At 36.6% G+C, this 21,924-nt stretch carries 21 protein-coding genes; 11 read left to right on the top strand and 10 right to left on the bottom strand.

Translation table 11 applies throughout. The features are described 5' to 3' along the window. Positions 1-23 precede the first annotated feature (23 nt). Positions 24-1,409: an MBL fold metallo-hydrolase RNA specificity domain-containing protein gene (locus A6E04_RS15975; RefSeq protein ID WP_065611863.1), complete on the bottom strand. Its 1,386-nt coding sequence runs from the start codon at positions 1,407-1,409 to the stop codon at positions 24-26. Positions 1,410-1,932: 523 nt separating this feature from the next. Between A6E04_RS15975 and rfaD the strand changes: the two genes are divergently transcribed. The 7 genes from rfaD (at position 1,933) to A6E04_RS16010 (ending at position 9,606) form a co-directional block, all read left to right on the top strand. Then, complete coding sequence (rfaD, locus tag A6E04_RS15980) at positions 1,933-2,874, top strand: ADP-glyceromanno-heptose 6-epimerase (protein WP_065611864.1); 942 nt, start codon at positions 1,933-1,935, stop codon at positions 2,872-2,874. Between the two features lie 127 nt (positions 2,875-3,001). Next, the gene (waaF, locus tag A6E04_RS15985) at positions 3,002-4,030 is read left to right on the top strand and encodes a lipopolysaccharide heptosyltransferase II (protein ID WP_065611865.1); all 1,029 of its coding nucleotides are present in this window, start codon (positions 3,002-3,004) and stop codon (positions 4,028-4,030) included. A 10-nt stretch (positions 4,031-4,040) separates the two neighbouring features. Continuing rightward, positions 4,041-4,988 carry a stealth family protein gene (locus tag A6E04_RS21410; RefSeq protein WP_065611866.1) on the top strand — a complete coding sequence of 316 codons (948 nt, stop codon included), beginning with the start codon at positions 4,041-4,043 and terminating at the stop codon, positions 4,986-4,988. Between the two features lie 47 nt (positions 4,989-5,035). Continuing rightward, positions 5,036-6,157, top strand: a complete 1,122-nt coding sequence (locus A6E04_RS15995; RefSeq protein WP_175365440.1) for an O-antigen ligase family protein — start codon at positions 5,036-5,038, stop codon at positions 6,155-6,157. After that, entirely contained in the window at positions 6,154-7,320 is a 1,167-nt protein-coding gene (locus A6E04_RS16000; protein ID WP_065611868.1) for a glycosyltransferase, read from the top strand. Before A6E04_RS15995 ends, A6E04_RS16000 begins: the two co-directional genes overlap by 4 nt. 3 nt (positions 7,321-7,323) lie before the next feature. Continuing rightward, positions 7,324-8,598 (top strand): lipid IV(A) 3-deoxy-D-manno-octulosonic acid transferase, encoded by a 1,275-nt coding sequence (gene waaA, locus A6E04_RS16005; RefSeq protein WP_065611869.1) that lies wholly within the window; start codon positions 7,324-7,326, stop codon positions 8,596-8,598. After that, positions 8,599-9,606, top strand: coding sequence for a capsular polysaccharide synthesis protein (locus tag A6E04_RS16010; protein WP_065611870.1), 1,008 nt, complete (start codon positions 8,599-8,601; stop codon positions 9,604-9,606). On the opposite strand, the gene A6E04_RS21585 is transcribed toward A6E04_RS16010, so the two are convergent. The 4 genes from A6E04_RS21585 to A6E04_RS16030 form a co-directional block, all read right to left on the bottom strand. Continuing rightward, the gene (locus A6E04_RS21585; RefSeq protein WP_065611871.1) at positions 9,603-10,307 is read right to left on the bottom strand and encodes a CatB-related O-acetyltransferase; all 705 of its coding nucleotides are present in this window, start codon (positions 10,305-10,307) and stop codon (positions 9,603-9,605) included. The genes A6E04_RS16010 and A6E04_RS21585 overlap by 4 nt on opposite strands. Before the next feature lie 19 nt (positions 10,308-10,326). After that, entirely contained in the window at positions 10,327-12,177 is a 1,851-nt protein-coding gene (locus A6E04_RS16020) for a DUF3413 domain-containing protein (RefSeq protein ID WP_017021746.1), read from the bottom strand. A gap of 94 nt (positions 12,178-12,271) precedes the next feature. Beyond that, on the bottom strand, positions 12,272-13,228 hold the full coding sequence (locus A6E04_RS16025; RefSeq protein WP_217491216.1) for a capsular polysaccharide synthesis protein: 957 nt from the start codon (positions 13,226-13,228) through the stop codon (positions 12,272-12,274). 144 nt (positions 13,229-13,372) lie between these two features. After that, positions 13,373-14,056 (bottom strand): 3-deoxy-D-manno-octulosonic acid kinase, encoded by a 684-nt coding sequence (locus A6E04_RS16030; protein WP_065611872.1) that lies wholly within the window; start codon positions 14,054-14,056, stop codon positions 13,373-13,375. Between the two features lie 353 nt (positions 14,057-14,409). Here A6E04_RS16030 and A6E04_RS16035 point away from each other — a divergent pair, with 353 nt between their 5' ends. The 4 genes from A6E04_RS16035 to coaD are packed head-to-tail and all read left to right on the top strand — an operon-like array spanning position 14,410 to position 17,811. Further along, entirely contained in the window at positions 14,410-15,453 is a 1,044-nt protein-coding gene (locus A6E04_RS16035) for a glycosyltransferase family 9 protein (RefSeq protein ID WP_026025433.1), read from the top strand. A gap of 35 nt (positions 15,454-15,488) precedes the next feature. Further along, on the top strand, positions 15,489-16,271 hold the full coding sequence (locus tag A6E04_RS16040) for a glycosyltransferase family 2 protein (RefSeq protein WP_017021750.1): 783 nt from the start codon (positions 15,489-15,491) through the stop codon (positions 16,269-16,271). A gap of 5 nt (positions 16,272-16,276) precedes the next feature. Next, positions 16,277-17,329 carry a glycosyltransferase family 4 protein gene (locus tag A6E04_RS16045; RefSeq protein WP_065611873.1) on the top strand — a complete coding sequence of 351 codons (1,053 nt, stop codon included), beginning with the start codon at positions 16,277-16,279 and terminating at the stop codon, positions 17,327-17,329. Continuing rightward, positions 17,326-17,811 carry a pantetheine-phosphate adenylyltransferase gene (gene coaD, locus A6E04_RS16050; protein WP_065611874.1) on the top strand — a complete coding sequence of 162 codons (486 nt, stop codon included), beginning with the start codon at positions 17,326-17,328 and terminating at the stop codon, positions 17,809-17,811. Before A6E04_RS16045 ends, coaD begins: the two co-directional genes overlap by 4 nt. Positions 17,812-17,890: 79 nt before the next feature. Here coaD and A6E04_RS16055 read toward each other — a convergent pair whose 3' ends face one another. From A6E04_RS16055 to rpmB, 5 genes are all read right to left on the bottom strand, one after another. Further along, positions 17,891-19,870 carry an LTA synthase family protein gene (locus tag A6E04_RS16055; protein WP_065611875.1) on the bottom strand — a complete coding sequence of 660 codons (1,980 nt, stop codon included), beginning with the start codon at positions 19,868-19,870 and terminating at the stop codon, positions 17,891-17,893. Between the two features lie 31 nt (positions 19,871-19,901). Further along, positions 19,902-20,726, bottom strand: coding sequence for a bifunctional DNA-formamidopyrimidine glycosylase/DNA-(apurinic or apyrimidinic site) lyase (gene mutM, locus A6E04_RS16060; RefSeq protein ID WP_065611876.1), 825 nt, complete (start codon positions 20,724-20,726; stop codon positions 19,902-19,904). Positions 20,727-20,734: 8 nt separating this feature from the next. Further along, the gene (locus A6E04_RS16065; RefSeq protein ID WP_065611877.1) at positions 20,735-21,196 is read right to left on the bottom strand and encodes a hypothetical protein; all 462 of its coding nucleotides are present in this window, start codon (positions 21,194-21,196) and stop codon (positions 20,735-20,737) included. 246 nt (positions 21,197-21,442) lie between these two features. Then, positions 21,443-21,610, bottom strand: a complete 168-nt coding sequence (gene rpmG / locus A6E04_RS16070; RefSeq protein ID WP_012549068.1) for a 50S ribosomal protein L33 — start codon at positions 21,608-21,610, stop codon at positions 21,443-21,445. Between the two features lie 13 nt (positions 21,611-21,623). Then, a complete protein-coding gene (gene rpmB, locus A6E04_RS16075; protein WP_012549069.1) occupies positions 21,624-21,860 on the bottom strand; it encodes a 50S ribosomal protein L28 in 237 nt (78 codons plus the stop codon). Positions 21,861-21,924: the final 64 nt, after the last annotated feature.

Genomic DNA, 21,924 nt, shown 5'->3' on the forward strand with positions numbered 1-21,924 from the left:
GGAAATATTGACGACGCTGAACTCTAATCCTGCATAATCTTGAGCTTTCTCTCTAATTCATCACGTGCGTCTTTCTCTCCATGAACGATATGAATCTCCTTTCTCCCTTCTTTTATTCCCTCGACGAATCGAATCAAATCGACTTGATCTGCATGGGCGGAATACCCTGACATGGTATGAATCTGTGCATTTATCTCAATCTCCTTGTTGTCTATCCATACCGCTTTATGTTTATTTTGAATATCTCGACCTAACGTTCCATGCGCTTGGTAACCAGCCAGAATAATATCGGTTCTTTTATCTGGGAGTAAGGCTTCTAAGTAATTCATCACCCGTCCGCCATTACACATTCCACTGGCAGCGACAATAATGCACGGTTCTGCCGTTGTTTTTAATCGATTCACCAAGCCCATGTGTTCTTTATGACTATCGATGGTAATGCATTGTTCAAAATTTAAGGGATGTCGTTGATTAACGATTTTGTTTTTCGCCTCTCTACTCCACAATTTTTTGAACCGTCGATATTGTTTGGTGACTTTATTCGCGAGAGGAGAATCGAGGATGACAGGGATTTTAGTGTCGATTTTTTGATGGTGAATTAAGTGTTCAATATCAAACAATAACTCTTGAGTTCTTCCCACAGAAAAAGCAGGAATAATAATCGCCCCACCATCTTCGAGTGATCGTTCTATAATTTCTTGTAATCTCGATGCTCTGGTTTCTACACTGTCATGCCTTTTATTACCATAAGTACTTTCTATCACTAAGATATCTGCGCGTTTCGGAGGAATAGGATCGGGCAATAATGGGGTATTTGAAGGGCCTAAATCTCCTGAAAATACGATAATCTCATTATTCGGTAATTTAATCTCAACATAAGCAGAACCAAGAATGTGACCTGCGGGTTGGAAGCGTACATAAAGAGAAGAGCAAGAACTTAGTGGGATTCGATGCCATTGGTTGTATGGGATGGGTTTTATTTGTTTTCTTATTAAGCCTAACACTCTTTCTCTTTGGCCTTTGTTTAATCCAAGTTGCAGTTTTAAGCCATCATCTAACATTAATGGAACCAGCTCTGCGGTTGCAGGGGTGCAATAAATTGGTTGTTTAAATCCTTTGGCCAGTAACCAAGGTAATCGACCAATATGATCAATGTGGGTGTGAGTAAGAATTAATGCTTTTAGGTGTGATATTGAGAACTCTATATCTAACTTTCTTTCGTTACCGTTTTTATCTTTCGCGTCTTTTCCTTGAAATAATCCGCAGTCGATTAATATGCCGTGGTTGTTGCTGTTGTTATTAATACTGAGTTCGTGGCAAGAGCCTGTGACGCCTAATTTTCCGCCATGATGTTTTAATTTCACGTCTAGGTTTATGGTTTGCGTGGAGTTTTTTTGGGGTTTTGGCATTGGCAGTCCTTTTGGGTTTTAGATCTTAGGATTCAAGTAGCTTGGCTTTCTGGTTTCAGGGATGATCGTTGTAATAAAAGCGATAAAGAATGTTCTCCCCCTTTAACGCCGTATGTATGAAAGTGATTAAATCAATACAAGGGGGAGTTAGAGGGGGTTATAGCTTTTATTTCTAAATATTCCATCAACAATAGAAGAAAAAAATAACATTCAATTAAAGAGCGAAAGCAATTGCGAGTATATTCAAAGTTATTCATTAACAACCCCTCCTAACCTCTCCTTCTATCAACATCACCAATCCCAATAATTTATCTATCAAGGGGAGGAACGATTCTTTGCTACTATAACTTCAGTGATCATCTCTTAACCCTACAAGGGAGCCTGCAATCGTTCTGAATTCCGCTCTTTCCGCTTTACCCTGAAACCTGAAAGCGAAGCGACCTGAAAACCCTTCTCCCACGTAGCGCCTGATTTTGTTCTCTGCTACAATTCAACCAATTATATTAAATCTAGTGGTATCAAAATGATCATTGTAACTGGCGGCGCTGGCATGATTGGCAGCAATATTGTTAAATCATTAAATGACAAGGGCTTCAACGATATTCTAGTGGTTGATAACCTAAAAGATGGTAAAAAATTCAAGAACCTAGTTGATCTTGATATCACGGATTACATGGATAAAGAAGATTTCATTACCCAAATTATGGCGGGTGATGATTTTGGCTCTATTGATGCGATTTTCCACGAAGGCGCTTGCTCTGCAACGACGGAATGGGATGGTAAATACATCATGATGAACAACTATGAGTACTCTAAAGAAGTGCTTCATTTTTGTATCGAACGTGAGATCCCATTCTTGTACGCTTCTTCTGCTGCTACCTACGGCGATACCGATACCTTCATTGAAGAACGTGAGTACGAAGGCGCATTAAACGTCTACGGTTATTCAAAACAACAATTTGATAATTACGTTCGTCGCTTATGGACAGATGCTGAAGCGCATGGTGAAACCGTGTCTCAAATTACGGGTTTCCGCTACTTCAATGTGTATGGTCCTCGCGAACAACATAAAGGCTCAATGGCTTCTGTTGCTTTCCATTTAAACAACCAAATGAATGCTGGCGATAACCCTAAATTGTTTGAAGGCAGTGACCAATTTAAACGTGACTTTGTTTACGTCGGTGATGTTGCCGCAGTGAACCTTTGGTTCTTAGAAAATGGCGTATCTGGTATTTATAACTGTGGTACTGGCCGAGCTGAACCTTTCCAAGCGGTGGCGGATGCGGTGATCAAGCATCACAACAAAGGTGCTGTAGAAAGCATACCTTTTCCTGACCATTTAAAAGGCGCTTATCAAGAATTCACCCAAGCCGATTTAACAAAATTGCGCGCTGCCGGTTGTGATGTTGAATTTAAGTCAGTCGCCGATGGCGTTGCTGAATATATGGCAATTATTAATAAATAACACAGATTTCAGATTATGTGACTTGCTGAATTAAGAGCGATTTGTGAACCGCTATTTTTCACTATATACATCTCTACATTCTTTTAATAGCTTGTGACTAATCTGAACTTTTAATCATTGGTATGACATGAAGATTTTAATTATTGGCCCTTCTTGGGTTGGTGATATGGTGATGTCTCAATCACTGTATATCACGTTAAAGCAGCAACACCCTGAAGCGATTATTGATGTTATGGCTCCAGCTTGGTGTAAGCCAATCCTAGAGCGTATGCCAGAAGTGAATCAAGCAATCGAGATGCCTCTAGGTCATGGCGATATTGATTTACTTGGCCGTCGCCGGATCGGCAAAAAGCTCAAAGCCAATAATTATACTCACGCTTATATTTGTCCTAATTCCGCTAAATCGGCCTTAATTCCTTGGTTTGCTGACATACCTACACGCGTAGGTTGGAAAGGCGAAATGCGTTATGGCTTATTAAACGATTTACGTCCGAATAAAAAATCATTTCAATACATGGTTGAGCGTTATGTTGCCTTAGCACACCCAAAATCTGAAATGATTAACTCTGAATCACTTGGGGGGTTAGATAACTTACCTCATCCTAAGCTTTCCATTGATGCAGATGTTCAACAAACGACATTGAACAAGTTTTCTTTATCCGTAACAAAACCAGTACTTGGTTTGTGCCCTGGTGCTGAATTTGGTCCAGCGAAACAATGGCCAGTTGAGCATTATGCCGCTGTTGCTAATGAAATGATTAATCAAGGTTATCAAGTTTGGTTATTTGGCTCAGCAAAAGATAAAGAGACGACAGAAAACATTAAATCGTTAGTCGATAGTAATAACCAGCATTGTGTTTTTAACCTTGCCGGAGAGACAAGTTTAATTGAAGCCGTCGATTTATTAGCGGCATGTAAAACTGTCGTTAGTAACGATTCTGGATTAATGCACGTTGCTGCCGCTGTAGGTTGTCATGTTGTCGGTGTATATGGCTCAACCTCTCCGAAATACACGCCGCCTTTGGCTAAAAAAGTCGATATTGTAAGTACTGACATTGAGTGCCGACCTTGCTTTAAGCGTGAGTGTCCATTGGGGCATTTAAAGTGCCTAAAAGAACTCCAACCAAGAAATGTCATCGCTAAAATTGGATTATAGAAGTATATTTATGACAATTAATAAAGTAGATATTGTTTATACTTGGGTCGATGGAACTGACCCAGTTTGGCAAGAAAAAAAACAATTTCATTTAAATTCGGAAGAAGGGTATCAGCAATGTCAAAATAATCAAATAGGTGATAAACGATATCTTCATCATAATGAATTGAAATATTCTCTCCGCTCACTATGCCAATTTGCAGAATGGGTTAATCACATTTATATCATCACTGATAATCAAAGTCCTGCATGGTTGAAAGAATCTAACAAGCTGACGATCATTGATCATAAAGATATAATTCCAGAACAATTATTACCAACATTCAATTCAAGTGTGATTGAAAGCTATTTACATAAAATACCAAATTTATCTGAACATTTCATTTATTTTAATGACGATATGATGCTAGGTAAAGAAACATCTATATCGGATTTTTTCAAAAAAGATATGCCGAAGCTATTTACATCGTCAATATTTCAATCTAGAAAAAAAATCAAAGAAAATGCGACTTATAATATGCTCGCAATAAAAAATAGTCGTAATAAAATAAAAGAACTCACCGGAAGTTGCGTAAATTATGGATTACGACACGGAATTAGAGCAATAAAAAAATCCAGATTAGAAATGGTATTTAATTTATATTCTAAAGATGTAGAAAACTGGTCAAAAGAAAAATTTAGATTAACTCCTTTTTCATTATTATATCTTTATTCATTTCATGACATTGTAAAAAAAGAAATGATTACTTGTTATCAAAAAAACTTAAAATCTTCAAATTCTATGAATTTATTCCCCACATTTTGCTATATAAATAATGACAACATTTTGTATTTTTCATCAAATTTTGAAAAATTATCTCCACTTGTATTTTGCATCAACGAAACTAATATTCCACTTGAAAAGTTACCTTTATTTACTACAGGGAAACTCTCTCATAAAAGCGAATTTGAACTATGAGAATTTACATTCATAACTTTTTTGTATTTATTTCTATTCTATGGATTATGGCTGGGTTATGGCTATTACCTGATGGTCTGAAATTATTATCTGGAATTTCTATTGTTTTTCTATTATTCACCTTATTGACAAATAAAACCACTATATTGCTCAACCGAATCAAACAAAATAAAATAATAATTTTATCATTATTCTTCACTTTAATTGTAATTATTACTAAAGAGCTTTATGGTGGGATATATGGAAGCTTTATGCGATCCTGTATTATATTTTCAGTTTTATTTATTTGCATCTATTCCCAAAACACAACTAAACGTTCCCTATATATCCCTATATTATTAGGCATTCTCTTAAACAGTAGTTACCTTATCTACACAACTATTATTAAAGATATTTATCGCCCAGTAGAAATCATGAACCCAAATTTATACGCCCCTTTATTTGGTATTTTCCTGATCCTATCCTTTAATTTTGTTGATTTTAAAAAGCCAACTCTCCTCTCTGTTGTTAGTTTAATTTCATCTCTACTATTAACCTTTAGTGTTGTAGTTATGCAATCAAGAGGCGTTCTTGCTGCATCACTATTTGCATTACTTGCTCTATCATTCAATACTATTTTAATAAACAAATCAAAATTAAAAACAATTGGAATTTTGCTCTCAATTGTATTTATTTCAATTTACTTTAATCAAGAAAAAATAGATATCCTTTATAAAAAAAGCATGACCGAATACGGTCGTATATCAAATGGGGATTTAAACTCATCTGTTGGGTTACGTATTCAAATGTTAACCGTTGGTATGTCAATGATAAAAGAAGCCCCTTTATTTGGTCATGGCAAAGATTACAAAGAAATAAAAACTAAAACAGTAGAAAAAAAATCGCTGAATAAAGTAATAAATACATTCAGCACATTACATAATGTTTACATCGATTCTTGGGCAAAATTAGGCATATTAGGCTTTTTAATGACAATATTACTCACGTTACTTCCTTATTTATTACTAAAAGGCAGTAGTTATTGGGTGCTCGGCCTCTCCTTATCTAGCTTTACCTTTATAATTTCGATGGTAGATACAGTATTGTTAGGTGGTTCATTCCTATTAGCTATAATTACGATCTGCCTCATTCTAAAATACCAACCTTTAAACAAGGAGAATCTAATATGAAAATTGCGGTGATTGTTAATTGTTTAAAAATGGGTGGCATGGAACGCGTCGCGGTAAATTTAGCAGATGCATGTCATGAAGCTGGACATGATACCGATTTGATCTATCTAAAAAATAGAAAAAAAGAAATTGAACCGCGAAATAATGATATCTCGGTACGACTTTTTAATCTTAAGAAGGCGGTTCTCTTTAGCGGTATAGGCGTTATTTGGTTCATCATCTGCCAATTTTTAAATGTTATTTTCAGAAAAACCTTTCCAATTTGGTTTGCGTATGCAGAGGCTATTGTCTTTAAAAAACAGCTAAAAAATCTAGAAAAAGAAAATGGTAAATTTGATTTAATCATTTTTAGAGGCCAAGGGACATTTGAGCACATCTGGCCAATACAAGATAAACGATTTGTTTATGTTTGTGAAAATGTTCAAAATAAATACATGTATGGCAAATTATCTCAATGGGTTTTAACTCAATTATTCAAAGATAGAAATGTAGTTTGTGTATCTAATGGCGCATTAGATAGCTTTAATGACATGATTTCTACCCATAGCATTACGACAAACAAAGCAATTACATTAAATAATCCAAATGATTTTAATAAGATCAAAACAGATGCGATGAGAAATAACATAATTTTACATCCAAAACCTTATGTTCTTGGATTAGGCCGTCTTGTCCCACAGAAGAACTTTACATTGCTTATTAAAGCCTATCACTATGCAATTACGAAATATCACATAGAACAAGACTTGATTATTGTTGGTGCCGGTAAAGACTTAAATAATATTAAAACGATTGTAAAAGAGTTACATCTTACAGATCGAGTTCATTTTAAAGGTCAGCAAAACAACCCATTCCCTTGGTACCAACAGGCCGATTTATTTGTATTAAGCTCAAAGTTTGAAGGTCTTGGTATGGTTTTAATTGAAGCGCTTGCTTGCAACACCAAAGTGGTATCAACAGACAGTAAAGGTGGGGTTCGTCAAATTATGAATGATCAATTAGAACCCTTCTTAGCAAAAGAAACACCGGAGGCACTTGGTGACAAAATTAACTACGCACTACAATATCAGTGGGACGATAGCTTTTCTCACTTTGTTCAATGCACATTAAGTAAATTCGATGGCGAAATCATCGTTAACCAATATATCGAAGAGTTTATTTAGTCTATGATTCGCTTTTTTTATACCTTAATTCTAAGTATCTTTTCCCCCTTTCTTCTCTACTCTCTGTATAAGAAGAAAGAAGGGAAACCACCTTTTGGGGGACGTTGGAAGGAACACTTCGGATTCACTCCCAAATTAAATACAATAAAACAACCGATATGGATTCATGCTGTCTCTGTCGGTGAAGTAATTGCGGCGCTCCCAATAATAAAAGCCCTAAAAAAACAAAACCCAACACAAGCAATTCTTGTTACGACAACGACAAGTACTGGGGCTGAACAAATAGAAAAACTCGGTGAATTAGTAGAACATCGATATATGCCGATCGATTTTTCTTTTGCTATCCGTAACTTCTTAAAGGTAACTAATCCTAAAAAAATGCTGATCATGGAAACCGAACTTTGGCCAAATACACTTTATACCGTAGCTAAACATGATATTCCGATCTCGGTATTAAACGCCCGTTTATCCCAAAAATCTTATCTAGGGTACAAAAAAATTCAGCCCATTTTTAATTTATTAGCAAAAAACTTAACCCATATTTGTTGCCAATATCAAGATGACGCAAATCGTTTTATCGCCCTTGGTATTCAGGAAGAGAAAGTTCACATCACGGGTTCTGTTAAATTTGACATTGAAATCACAGATAACATTATTACATTAGGAAAAAACCTTCGCGAACAACTTGGTACTGAACGTCCTATATGGATAGCAGCAAGCACTCATAAAGGCGAAGATGAACAAGTCTTAATCGCGCATAAAAAGCTGCTAGAATCCATCCCTGATGTGTTGTTAATACTAGTCCCTCGCCATCCTGAACGTTTTAATTCTGTTTTTGAATTATGCTGCGTAGAGAATATGACAGTAACAAAAAGAACGTCAAAAAAATGCATAACAGATGATGTTCAAATTTACCTTGCCGATACTATGGGAGAAATGCTTACTTTAATTGGAGCCTCTGATGTTTGCTTTATGGGGGGGAGTCTAATAGGAAATAAAGTTGGTGGGCATAATATAATAGAACCAATTGCACTAAATATACCTACCATAATAGGACCTAGCTATTATAATTTTCAAGAAATAATAGATAAGTTACTACAACAATCAGGTTGCATTGTATCCAACAATAATGAACTATGCTCAAATCTATTAACTTTATTAACAAATACGAAGAGTGCAAACAAGTTATCTTATAATGCTTATCAGTTTTTAAAAAAACAACAAGGCTCTATTAATAAATCAATTACCATTATATCTTCAGTTAATAAGGTTTCATAAATGTTAGACCACATAATTAAATCTCGCTTATTTGAAAAAGATTTTTTCTGGTTACGACAAAAAATTCCATTTTTAAGTCGTCGTTATAATGAATATTATAATATTAATATATTGACTCATTCAAACGCTCTTTCACACTCAAAACAAATAGAACTAAACGTAGCACAAAATGCATTGCGCTCTTTAGAGTCAGCTTGCCGTGAGCAAAAAAACGCTAAAGCCTCAATGCCCAAAAAGCTTTGGTTATATTGGAATTCATCACTAGAATCAGCACCAGAAGTAGTCAAAATAAGTATTGAATCATGGACAAAACTAAATCCTGATTATGAAATAATTTTACTAAATGATGATAATTTAAAAAAGGTGTTAGGATTTGATTTTAATGCAGTATTTAAACTATCAACCGTGAATCTAGGTTTTGCTATGAAAGCCGACATCTTACGATTATATCTTCTCTCTACTTATGGTGGCGTTTGGGCAGACACTACCACATTTTGTTTACAACCATTAAGTACTTGGCTTGATAAAGAAACGGAAACAAATTCTTTTTTTGCATTTCGCCATAAAACAAATCAAACTCGGCCATTAGAAGCTTGGTTTATTGCCGCGCACAAAGCATCCAAAATAACCAAGCATACTCTAGCGCTATTTATTGAACATTTATTCAAAAGCAGACAACACAGCTTATTCATTTCAAATAGCATAAAAAAAATAGGTTTAAAAGATTCTGAAAATACACGTTTTTTTAAAGATTCGGTGAATACAGCAGAGACTAAAGGGTTTATGCCTTATTTTTCTATATGTTATTTTTTTAACGAAGCTTTAAATCAACCAGAAACGATGAATAATTGGGTTAATTTACTCAAAACGACCAATAATGATGTTGTTAATTATGAGCCTTTAGAAGAATTCAAAAATGCTTATGTCGCAAAATTAACATATAAAAAAGGTTATCAGGAAAGCCACACATTCAAAGAACGAGTAGCTTATATAAAAACCTTGTTCTAAATATTTCCTGACTTAATCGATTGAAGAAAATGCTTTGGGTCATTCATTAATGGGATGGCCTTTTTTATTTTTTCATCATCCCAAGTCCACCATTTAGATTCCAACATCCCATCAATGATATTACTCTCAAACCGATATCTGATGACTTTAGCAGGAACCCCTACAACTACAGCATAAGGGGGAACACTTTTACTTACGACTGCACCTGCACCAATAATAGCTCCGTCACCAATAGTGATCCCTGGGAGTAATGTTACATTCGCACCAATCCATACATCATTACCAATCGTAATTTTTTGGTCTAGAATTTCTTGGTTTTTACTCACACAACCATATTCTTTGTTAAATAGAAATGGATGTGATGACACTAAATCTATAGGGTGATTACCACCGACAACGGTTATATTTATTGCAAATGAGCAATAGGCACCTATTGATTCTATTAAGCTGTCATCTTTCCAAAACTGTTGATATCGATAACTATACATTCCAACTTTGAAGCCAAAAAAACGTTGACTTATGTAGCGTTCACCTTCGGTAAACCGACCATAAGGCAGTGTATACGCTGTTTTTTTCAGGTAAAAATAAATTAATTCTTTAATTAGATCAAATTGCATTTTCTTTTGTTTTTTTCTAATCAAATAAGGTCCAATCCAATCAATAAGCCTTATTTGTAACTTGGTTAATTTATAATTATCCATATATACCTCTTATAACAGCCTACTTATTGAACCGACTAATCTGCTCCAGAGCTTCTTGAAGATGTTGATAATTCAACTCTCCATTTTTCACTGGTCTATTACTTTTATCTAACAACTGATATTGACCTGTTGAGCCAACTTCTAAAATTGATTCTTTTTCTATAATGGCATAGCCGCTGTAATTAGACGACATAATCCAACTGCGATCGACATGCTTTCCAAGTAAATCCTCACCGACGGAATAATCTTTAATATCATTCGTCACACCTAAATAATTCTTCATCAAGGTAGGTACGACATCTTCATGACTGGTTAATTCATCCGCTGTCCAATCTATCGTTTTTTGACTTACTTTAGGCGCAATAATCACAAAAGGGACATTCACTTGAGCATTAGTAAAGTTACTGTTATGCCCCCAGAAATTCATTCGATTATCATTCATCTCTTGCCCGTGATCGCCCGTAATAATCACAATGGTATTATCTAGATCACCCGTTTCTTTTAATTTATCTAATACCTTTTTAGCCATACTATCAACAAAGTGAACACTGGTTTTATAACGATTAAAAAACAAGCTTGGATCACTGTCGTTATTCAGTTCTAAATAATTAATATTATTTAGCATTGGTTCATAGCGATGTGGATAATTTTTAGGAAAATCATAACCATGTGGTGCATCATAAAATAAGAATGAAAAAGCAGGCTTAGACGTATCTCGCTTGCTGTACCACTCTAACCAATCGTTGGTTAAATAGGTATCTCGCTCTGATGGAGAGCTCCCTTCAGATTCGATACGCAGATTAGGAATGTTTTTAAATACCGTTTGATTAAATTCAGGCTTCTCAAGTTGAGCGGCAGTGAATATCCCCATCTCATAATTTAATTCTTGCAAGCGATCAACTAACACCGGAGATCTTTGGTTAGCTAAGAACCCATGCCAATAGGTCCCTGGAATACCATAAAATAAGCCAAAAATACCCGTACGAGTCGCATTCCCTGTAGAGATATGATTATCAAACACAACACCATTTTTTGCATATTCCCACATGTTTGGAGTATTTTCAGCATTAAAGGTATCGGCACGCCATGAGTCTACCGCTAAAATCATAATATTAATGGGTTTATCTACGGCTTCTTTCTGCAATGGCGTTAATGGATAATTTAAATCACTCTTCTTGTTCATTTTCATTGAATTTTGACGTGCAATTGCCTCTTCATCCACCCAACCGTATTTTTTCATCATACTGGTTGATGTTGCAGGATAAAACACGGGTAAATAACGTTTTACTGTTGTCACCGGTTGATATGCATTCGCTGCTGCCCAAATATGAATACCATGAGTAGCTAATAAAGCAAAAAAGGTAATAATGGCAAACTTACGTCCAAGTTTGTATTGAGTGATTACCGCTGGTTTTTCTAACCATACAATCAATACATATTGAGCGGCAATAAGTGCTATCACACCACCAACCACAGTCAACCAGGTAACTAATGGAAAACTAACTACCTGTCCAGATAATACTAATTCTAATACCACAGCGTTAATATGGAATCGATACTGAGCAAACACTAATGTATCAATAAATAGTATCGCGATACCTAATGAGGCAATTAAAGCCTGGGTACCGTTCCGCAATTTTGCATTCTTAATAAAAATAGCAGGTAGCGCCACTAAACCAATAACACAGGCTAGTAATACCATTTGACTAAATGTACCCGACAGGAGAAAACTCAGGCCTAAAAGATCGGTTGGGATCTCAGGCAAAAAAGCAAAATAACGAGAGGCAATAGCCATGGCTACAAGGCTATTGATTAATATAAACCAACCATGGCTATGCAGTTTTTGTTTTAGAGTAGGTGACATCAGCATAATAAACTCGCTAAAGATCTTAAAAATAAGAACATAAATAATAAACTAGACAACATAAATAATAAAAGAGCACACAGAATGTGTAATAAAAATATTAAGCATTCAATTTGTTAAGTAAGAAATCACGACGGCTTTTGTATACATCACTAGAAAGATAACTATTAATATACGTTTGTTTTGAAACAAGCGCATGCTGATAGACCTCAAATGTATCATTCGTTAAAGCATACCGATTCTGAGATGCGTTTCTATCACAACTGTTTAAATATTCATTTAACTCTATTGGATTAATGCTTTCCATTGAACTATAAATAGAATAACCAGTTGAAAAATATGGCATAAACCCTAGAAGCTCAGCGCGTTCCATTGTTTTTACATCTTGAGGGGCATTATAATCTATAAATACTTTGTTCAATAAAGACACTTTTCCAGAAATAAATAACGTGTATTCACGCTCAGCAAATATATAAGAGACAAGCTGAATAAGTGTATTATTTATTACTGATGCGCTTCTTGGAGATGCGATAAACCATACCTCGACAGGGCGACTAGGATTATTTTTATGTTTAAATGTGAGTAAATTACAGCATTTATTTGCAGTGTCTAACCATTTTGATAATGGCTTTAAACAAAATGTGGTTGCATCTGCCCAAATCCCACCATATTTTGATAAAAGATATAACCGAATTAGATCCGCTTTTATGGCAGGTAGGCAATGCACACTAGAAAGCTGAAAAATTGCATTAAAATCGAAACCAAGTAATTCTTTTAAGGACTCATCTGTTAATAATTTTACTTCATAATCAGGATTCATTTTCTGCCATGATTTCACACTCAATTTAACAACTTCGGGGGCATTATCAAATCCGCTATCCCAAAACATCCAAATTATTTTAGGTATCTCGGTTAAATTCGATTTAGATTCCGTTGGGCTAAGCAGCACATCTAATGCTATTTTAGCCTCCTCCATTAACTCGTTCTTTTTCTCTTCATTATGGAAACTATGAGTGACATTAATGCCTAAAACATGATTATACAATTTATTTAACAAGGTGCTTCTTTGCCTATAAGACGCAAATCGACGGTCTAAAGATTTAATTTGTTTGGACAGTTTCATATTAAATATACTCAGCTTATGTTCCGTTAATTATTTTTTCTCAAATTCTATCAAATCACTAACTTGATATCTAATTATCTAAAGATGCAGCCACTCTTTTTCATTCCAATGAATATTTCTTTTATTCACTTCTTTTACAAATGAACGTTTCAACCTATCCCAGTTCCCTTGCTTCCAATCGCTGCCATCTTGTTGATAGCATTTATCAAAATCAATAATCCAAACGTTATCTTTATTATCAATCAATATGTTATGAATATTTAAATCAGTATGATTGACTTGCGCTGCGTGCATCTTACGAATTTCATTACCAATCTTTTGATAGATTTCTTTTGATAATGGTTTTTCTTGTAAAATCGCCACAAGATCTTGTGCATTTGGTATTTTTTGACTCAATAAATCCGCTTGATAGCAAAACGTTCTTTTTATTGAACGAGCCGCTATGGGCGCTGGTACATTAACCCCCGCCTTTATCAGGGTATTCAATAATTGAAACTCTTGGTAACTGCGTGTTTTTTCCCAACCAGTAAAAATGTAATGATCTTTAATAATTTTGCCAAACAAGCCTCCACGGCGATAATGGCGCAATGCCGCATCGATGTTATCAAGCGCGACAAACCATGTGGTACCTCGCCCTTGGGCTGAACCTATGATTTTATTTTTCTGTTGCCAATATTCGGGATCACAGCATAGTTCTGGTGAGTCACTAAGAGTTGAGTCGTCATACCAAATGGTTTGTTTTTTTGTTTGGATTTTTTTCACACAAAGACTCCAATATCAAATAATTAGAGACTATACACTGTGCTAACTAGACCGCTTCACTTCTAAAAACTATAAGAGCAAAAGCTAAGTATTCTTATAATTTCTAATCATTCACTAGCAACCCCTCCCAGCCTCCCCTTATATCAACATTTATAGCCAAGTGGTTATGTCGATAAAGGGGAGGAGCTAAAAGCAGCTCCTCTTAACTCTGCAAGTACAGCGATCTGAATCCTGCTCTTATAGTCTCTAGTTAGTACGGCGTATAGTTTCTAGTCTCTTTCTCACTCAGTCATTTTACATTTATGACTGTTAATAGCATAATTCTACCTCATTCTTCTTGGGTTAACATCTCTATGGCTTTATTCACTTCTGCCCCTAGCTCCCTTTGTATTTTGCGTTTATCTGCAATTGGCGATGTTTGTCATGCCATTGCCGCAGTACAAGCAATTCAAAAAGAATGGCCAAGCACCAAAATTACTTGGATAGTAGGAAAAGTCGAATCCCAATTAATCTATGATTTACCGAATATTACCGTGATCCCTTTTGATAAAAAATTGGGATTTAAAGGTATGAAAACGATTTGGTCTCAATTAAAAAACCAACATTTTGATGCCTTAATACATATGCAATTAGCGCTACGTGCTAGCGTATTAACGATGGGCATTAAAGCCAAATATAAAGTGGGTTTTAATCGCAAACGCGCGAAAGAAGGCCAATGGCTGTTCACAAATAGAAAAATCAGAGATACGGCGTCTGCTCATGTATTAGATAGTTTCTACTCTTTTATTGAATATCTGGGTGTACCAAAAAGTAAACCGACATGGGATATTCCCTTATCGGACGATGATTTTTCGTTTGTAGCTTCACATATTCCGACAGAAAAACCGTATGTGGTTATATCCCCTGCCGCAAGTAAAGATGAACGTAATTGGGTCACTGAGCGTTATGCTCAATTGGCAGATTGGTTAAATGAACATGACTACCAAGTCGTACTATGTGGGTCACCCAGTGAACGTGAAAAACGACTTGGTGAAAACATTGAATCTTTAGCTCAATTACCTATTATTAATTTAATTGGTAAAAGCTCACTAAAACAATTAACGGCAGTGTTAAATAAGGCGCGAGTTGTCATTGCTCCTGATTCTGGGCCTGCTCATATTGCGACAACGCAAAATACGCCCGTAATTGGATTATATGGACACAGTAACCCTAAACGAACGGGGCCTTATAATAGCTTGCCTTATGTCGTGAGCGTGTATGAACAACACGTAATAACACAACATAATAAACCCATTAATGAGTTAAAATGGAGCACGCGCGTCAAGGGCGAGCATGTAATGCAAGATATTAGTCTTGATATGGTAAAAGCTCCATTAAAAACCTTACTCCACTTATAATAATTAAATCACACTACAATACACAAGGCGCACCTATGATCACTGGCATTGTTATTACCTTAAATGAATCTAAAAATATTGTTGAATGCATTACATCACTACAAAAAGTGTGCTCAGAAATAATTATTGTTGATTCAAATAGCACCGATAACACCGTTGAGCTTGCTGAGCAACTTGGTGCTAAAGTTATCACTCAGAGCTACCTTGGTGATGGCATACAAAAGAATGTAGGGCTCGATTATGCCACTAATAACTGGGTATTAAGTCTCGATGCTGATGAACGCTTAACCGATGAAATGGAAAGTGCAATTAACGCATTAGATTTAACATCAACCCCCCATGATGCATTTGCTTTTCGTCGTCGTAATTACATTGGTAGCCGCTGGGTTAAACAATGTGGTTGGTACCCCGACTTCTGTATTCGCCTTTATGATCGTACAAAAACACGCTTTGCTGATGTGAAACAACACGCGTCAGTTCAAGCCAAAAACCCAGATCGCATTAATGCCGACATCATTCATTACTCTTTTGAGAATTTAGGTCAGCTGTTTGCAAAACCAGGCCGTAACTTCAGTGGCCGTGCTGCAAAGATCATGTATAAAAAAGGAAAACGAGCGAATAGTTTTTCTCCTTTTACTCATGGCTTAAACGCATTTATTCGTAAGTATATTTTTCAACGAGGTTTTTTAGGCGGTGTTGATGGTATGACCGTTGCGTTAAGTTCTGCGATTAATAGCTACTTAAAATACGCAAAATTACTTGAATACCAACGCGATCCTAAAGTGCTTGAAAACGAAGATTTCAATAAGGTTTGGTAACAACTATGCATATTTGTCATGTGAATTTAGCCTCAGGCTTTAGTGGCGGTGAGCGCCAAACCTTACAGTTGATCACTCGCCAACTAAAAGAGGGTTATCAACTTACTGTTGTTGCTAACCCTAAAAGCCCTTTTGTTGATGAAATCAAAAAGCTAAATTGTCGCTTGGTACTCACAAGTCACTTTTTAAAACAGCATAAAAAATCAATTACGGCTGATTGTGATGTTATTCATGTCCATGAAGGCCGAGCTATTTATTGGGCACTGATTCAATCAAAACGCTTTAATGTGCCTTACATTGTGACTCGAAGAATTGATAACCCGCTTAAAAATAAATGGTTATCAACCTTTGCTTATTCCAATGCAACTGCGCTTGTTGGTTTAAGCAATGAAATCGTCGATAAGATTAAAGAGCATCACCCAGAGAAAACCATTTATAAGATCCCTAGCTCACCTGTCAGCTACTCTGTAATACAAGACAATGTGGATATTATTTGGCGACAATTCTCTAATCAATTTTTGGTTATTCAGGCGGGTAATCTGTTGCACCATAAAGGCCATGAAACCACATTAGCGGCGGCAAAACTGTTGCAAGAAATGGATAGCACAGTGCATATCGCTTTGCTTGGTGATGGTCCTGAACGAGAAAAACTAGAAACGATAGCAAAAGAAAGCGGACTTAATAATGTCACCTTCTTAGGCAGACAAAACCGCATGGGAGATTGGTTTTCTGCTGCGGATTTATTAATCCATCCGTCTTATAGTGAAGGATTAGGATCTGTTATTTTAGAAGCAATGGGCGCTAAACTTCCAGTTATTGGTAGTGATGCTGGTGGAATACCCGATATTATTGATGATCGCGATTCTGGTTTATTAGTCAAAGCAAAAGACGCACAAGCACTTGCTAACGCTATCTATGAAGTCGCGACGGATAAACCGTTACGTAATAAATTAATTAACGGTGGCCAAGAAAAATTAGCGTTATTTGATATCAAATACACAACGTCGCTTTACCGTGATGTTTATCAAACCATTATTGATGGAAGAAAAACGTCATGACGACTCGTGTAATTTACCCAGGTACGTTTGATCCCATCACAAATGGCCATTTTGATATTATTAAACGTTCCGCGGCTATGTTTGATGAAATCATTGTCGCGGTGGCGGCTAGCCCGAGTAAAAAAACCTTATTTACTCTTGAAGAACGAGTTGCATTAGTTCAAGACTCGGTTCAGTCTTTAGCCAATGTTTCTGTAGAAGGCTTTTCAGGGTTACTGGTCGATTTTGCAAAAATAAAACAAGCGAACTTATTAGTTCGTGGCCTACGAACGACAATGGACTTTGAGTATGAATTCGGTCTAACGAATATGTATCGTAAGTTTATGCCAGAACTGGAAAGTGTCTTTTTAACGCCTTCAGGAGAGTATGCATTTTTATCGTCAACGATAGTAAGAGAAGTGGCACTGCATGGAGGAAGTGTAGAAAGCTTTGTTCCTAGTACGGTTCATAAGGCATTAAAAAATAAAATACGTCTTAAATAAACCGCTCTTTAAGAAAATGCTTCAAATAAATAAGGCCACCTCTTTTCTATAAAGTGGGTGGCCTTAGTCTATTCTTGTTTTAGTTTGCGCCTTTTACTTGCCCATTAATATATAACGTCTGTAATTTATGGTATTCAGGCCCTATATACCTCTTATCATTAGCAATAAATTGATGCCCAACCTCTAGACCTGATCCCCAAGGGTATAGCTTTTCAGGGTATGCGTTTAAATAAATCCCTTTATCGGTATACGTCATTTCCGAGTGATAACCAAATCGTGGTGTTGAATCTGCACTCAATAAATTAGCGCCACCTAAACTGTAATAATCCGCGTCTGATAAGCTAAAAGCGTATAACGTCGGAAAAATATCCTTATGAGAACCAACACGGTTTTTGTTGTATTGATGCGACACTTGTTCTTGTATTTGACTAGGAACATAAAGATAAAATGGCACCGAGTTAGTCACTGCAAGATCGTTAGGGTATTTCATAGTAAACCCTCTCAACTTGTGATCACCCGTTGCGGCGATCAAGGTTGAATTGCCTAATGAAGACGCTTTTATATCGGCAACAAACTCACCCAGTGCATTATTCGCATATTGGTACGTTTCATACAATCGGGTAGCTTGCTCTTCACCCGCTCGCATTCTATTAAGCAGACGGTCGCTGACTTTTAATGGTTTCACATCATAATTCGTCGGCACTTCATACGGAGTGTGATTCGTAATCGTAAGAATGTAGATCATCACGGGTTGCTTCGCTTCTTTTAATACCTTTTCCGCTAATTTAAAAGAATACTCATCAGATAAGCCCCACTCCCCTTTAAAATCTCCAGCTTCTGGAAAGGCTTTTAATATGGCATTTTCATCCAGAATTTGATCAAACCCTTGAGCCGGTAAATAATTCGCCACATTGCGCCACATGCCATTTGTTGCCGTGATAAAGATGGTTTTATATCCCGCCTCTTTGTAAGGTCTGGCTGCCGCTGCCGCAACGTGTACTTTTTGAGCTGAAGAGTGACTAATGGTCGGTACGTTACTTTGACCTAGCATATTCACTAATGAATTAATGGTCGCGGTTGTTTCTGCTAAAAATCGAGTAAAAACAAAATCAGATTCAAAAGCAGGTCGTAACGCCCCTAAAAGATCATTCTCAGGATAATCATCTTCAACGAGCACGTTCATACCCATGCCTTCCATTAAAGCGATAACGACATGAGGTTTATTCTTTTCTAAATACGCATTATTTGCTGTTTTAAATCGGCCTTCAGAATTGCCAACCACTTTAGTAAATTGGTTTTCTAATTCTGATTTACTAACGGAATGAAATTTATTTTGTTTTTTATAATCCGTCTTCGCCCATTCCAATGCCACCAGTGCATTAGGCGTCACTGCATTTAAAACTGCATAATCAGAAACTTGAGCGTGATAACGTTTTAGTGGATGCGAGCCTAATGTTCCTCGAGCAAACACAAATACAATGAGGATCATTACGATAACCGATACCGCAGTTATGCCTTTATGCTCTGGCTTCCACGAGTATGCTTTCATTTTACGTATCGCTAAACGTACAACGCCGGTGCATAAGCACGCAATAATCACGCTACTAATAAAAGAGTATAAAATAGGATAATCAGCCCACGCATTGGCTAATACCGCTTTCGTGTCATCATCAGCCAAACCGAAGATAAACACATCAATGTAGTTACCATAAGTAAGATAATAGTAATAATTACCGATTGAAAACCCTGTGACTAAAAAGAAAATAACCCCAGAATACCAAGGGAATACTTTTATCAATATTCGATAGCATTTTGGAAAAGCGGCGGTGATTAAGCCAATAAGCAATAATGGCGCAAACCCAATAACCGCGACTTTTAAATCAAAGCGAGAACCAATAAACATCGCCTGCCAAAGATCTTTTCCTCGGTTAGCCAGCTCTGCACTATCGACAATATTAAATAAAAATAATGATCGACCGACAAGTAATATCGCGGCAGTTATAAATACAGATAGCCAAATTAATCGGCTGAGTTGCTTATAATTTTTTTGAAAGTTCATCCGTGTCTCATTTTAATTTATATTTTAGTAATTATTTATTCTCATTTAACGCTTGGCATTTATCACACCAAAAGCTGTTTCTTTGTCCTATTTTCTCTTCTTGAATAAGAGAATGACAAACAAGACATTCTTTTCCGGCTCTTCCATACACATTCAGCTCTTGTGCAAAGTAGCCCGGTTTCCCATCAACTTGATTAAAGTCTTTTAACGTGGTTCCGCCTTGTTCTATCGCTTTTGTCAGTACTTTTTTTATCTCATTAACCAATACAAATAATTGATCATGAGTTAATTGTCCTGTTGGTGTTTTAGGGTTAATCTTCGAGCTAAACAATGCCTCACTCGCGTAAATATTCCCGACGCCAACCACGATGGCGTTGTTCATAATAAATTGTTTTACGACGACTTTTTTATTCTTTGCTTTATCCGCTAGATACTCACAATTAAACTCATCCGTCAGAGGCTCTGGGCCTAATTTCGCAAGTACTTGATGCTGCACTCCAACGTCTGAGTACAACCACGCACCGAATTTTCTAGGATCGTTATAGCGAAGAATCGTTCCATTATCTAAAACAAGATCAACATGGTCATGCTTTGCAACGGGGATCGAAGTATCTAACACTCGTAAACTGCCCGACATGCCTAAGTGAATAATTGCACTGCCTGCTGGGGTGTCGATAAATAGATACTTAGCTCGACGACGAATAGATTGAATACGTTGCCCAACAAGACGCTGTAGCTCTTGTGGTATTGGCCATCGAAGTTTTTCCGTTCTAACGGTAATCGCTTTAATGGTTTGGCCTTGAAGGTGTGGGGTAATTCCAAGACGACTGGTTTCTACTTCAGGTAATTCAGGCATGAGGGTCCTTATTGCTTAAATAAATACGATTTCTCTGCACTTACTGCGATCCATTCACCTTGCCAATTTTGCATCATCCAAAAATTAGGCGCTTGATAAACCGTAATGCGCTGTGGCTCTTCTTCTTTTTCAAACCAAACTTCAACAGAACTTGGCGCAGGTAACTTAGTTTTAAGGACTTTCACTGACTCTGCATCTAAAACCGTTCCCTCGACACTCGACCAGTTATTTATGTACTGGCTATCTTGTTCTGATTCCTCTGCCTTCAGATCAAAATTAGAGAAGTGCATCGTTTGAATAGAATCACTGCTATCGAATAGAGACTGCACCCCTGAGGTTATTTCACTAACGACAGGCTCTGGCTCAAGAAGATACGTTTTAATCAACTGAGGTGCCTGTAGGACGCCAATAAAGACCACTACAGATATCATCAGTATATTATTATATTTACGACGTGATGGCCTTTTCATTTTTAGTCCTTTTTAAGATCCTGCGCTAGGGTTCATTCCGAGAACGAGCGACCCTTCAGATAAGTGCGCTAAAACTATACGACAAATGTCATTAACTAAAGATTATAAAATACACGTAGCCACTTTAGATAGTTAAGACAACAATAAGGGAAAGCGTGATCGATTACTCTCTGTTTTTAATCCAAAAAAAAACCCAGCAACAAGGCTGGGTTTTCAATATAGTCAAAGTTGCAATCAGTAATCGAATTACTTGATTTTAGCTTCTTTGTAAAGAACGTGCTGACGTACAACAGGATCAAACTTTTTGATCTCCATTTTGCCAGGCATGTTACGCTTGTTCTTATCAGTTGTGTAGAAGTGACCAGTGTTAGCAGTTGATACTAACTTGATTTTCTCACGTGCGCCTTTAGCCATTTTCTAGATCCTCTTAAACGTTCTCGCCACGAGCACGCATTTCAGAAAGAACGACATCGATGCCTTTCTTATCAATGATACGCATACCTTTAGCGGTAAGACGAAGTTTAACGAAGCGTTTTTCGCTTTCTACCCAGAAACGATGAGTTTGTAGGTTCGGCAGAAAACGACGCTTGGTGGCATTTTTTGCGTGTGAGCGGTTGTTACCAACTGCAGGACGCTTACCAGTTACTTGGCATACTCGGGACATTTCTGTCTTCTCCAAATCGTTTCAGCTTGATATCACCTTGGTGGCAAAAAACCACAATGGAAAT

Origin of the sequence: Aliivibrio logei (genome assembly GCF_001691055.1) — a bacterium.
In the GTDB taxonomy this organism is placed as follows: domain Bacteria; phylum Pseudomonadota; class Gammaproteobacteria; order Enterobacterales; family Vibrionaceae; genus Aliivibrio; species Aliivibrio salmonicida.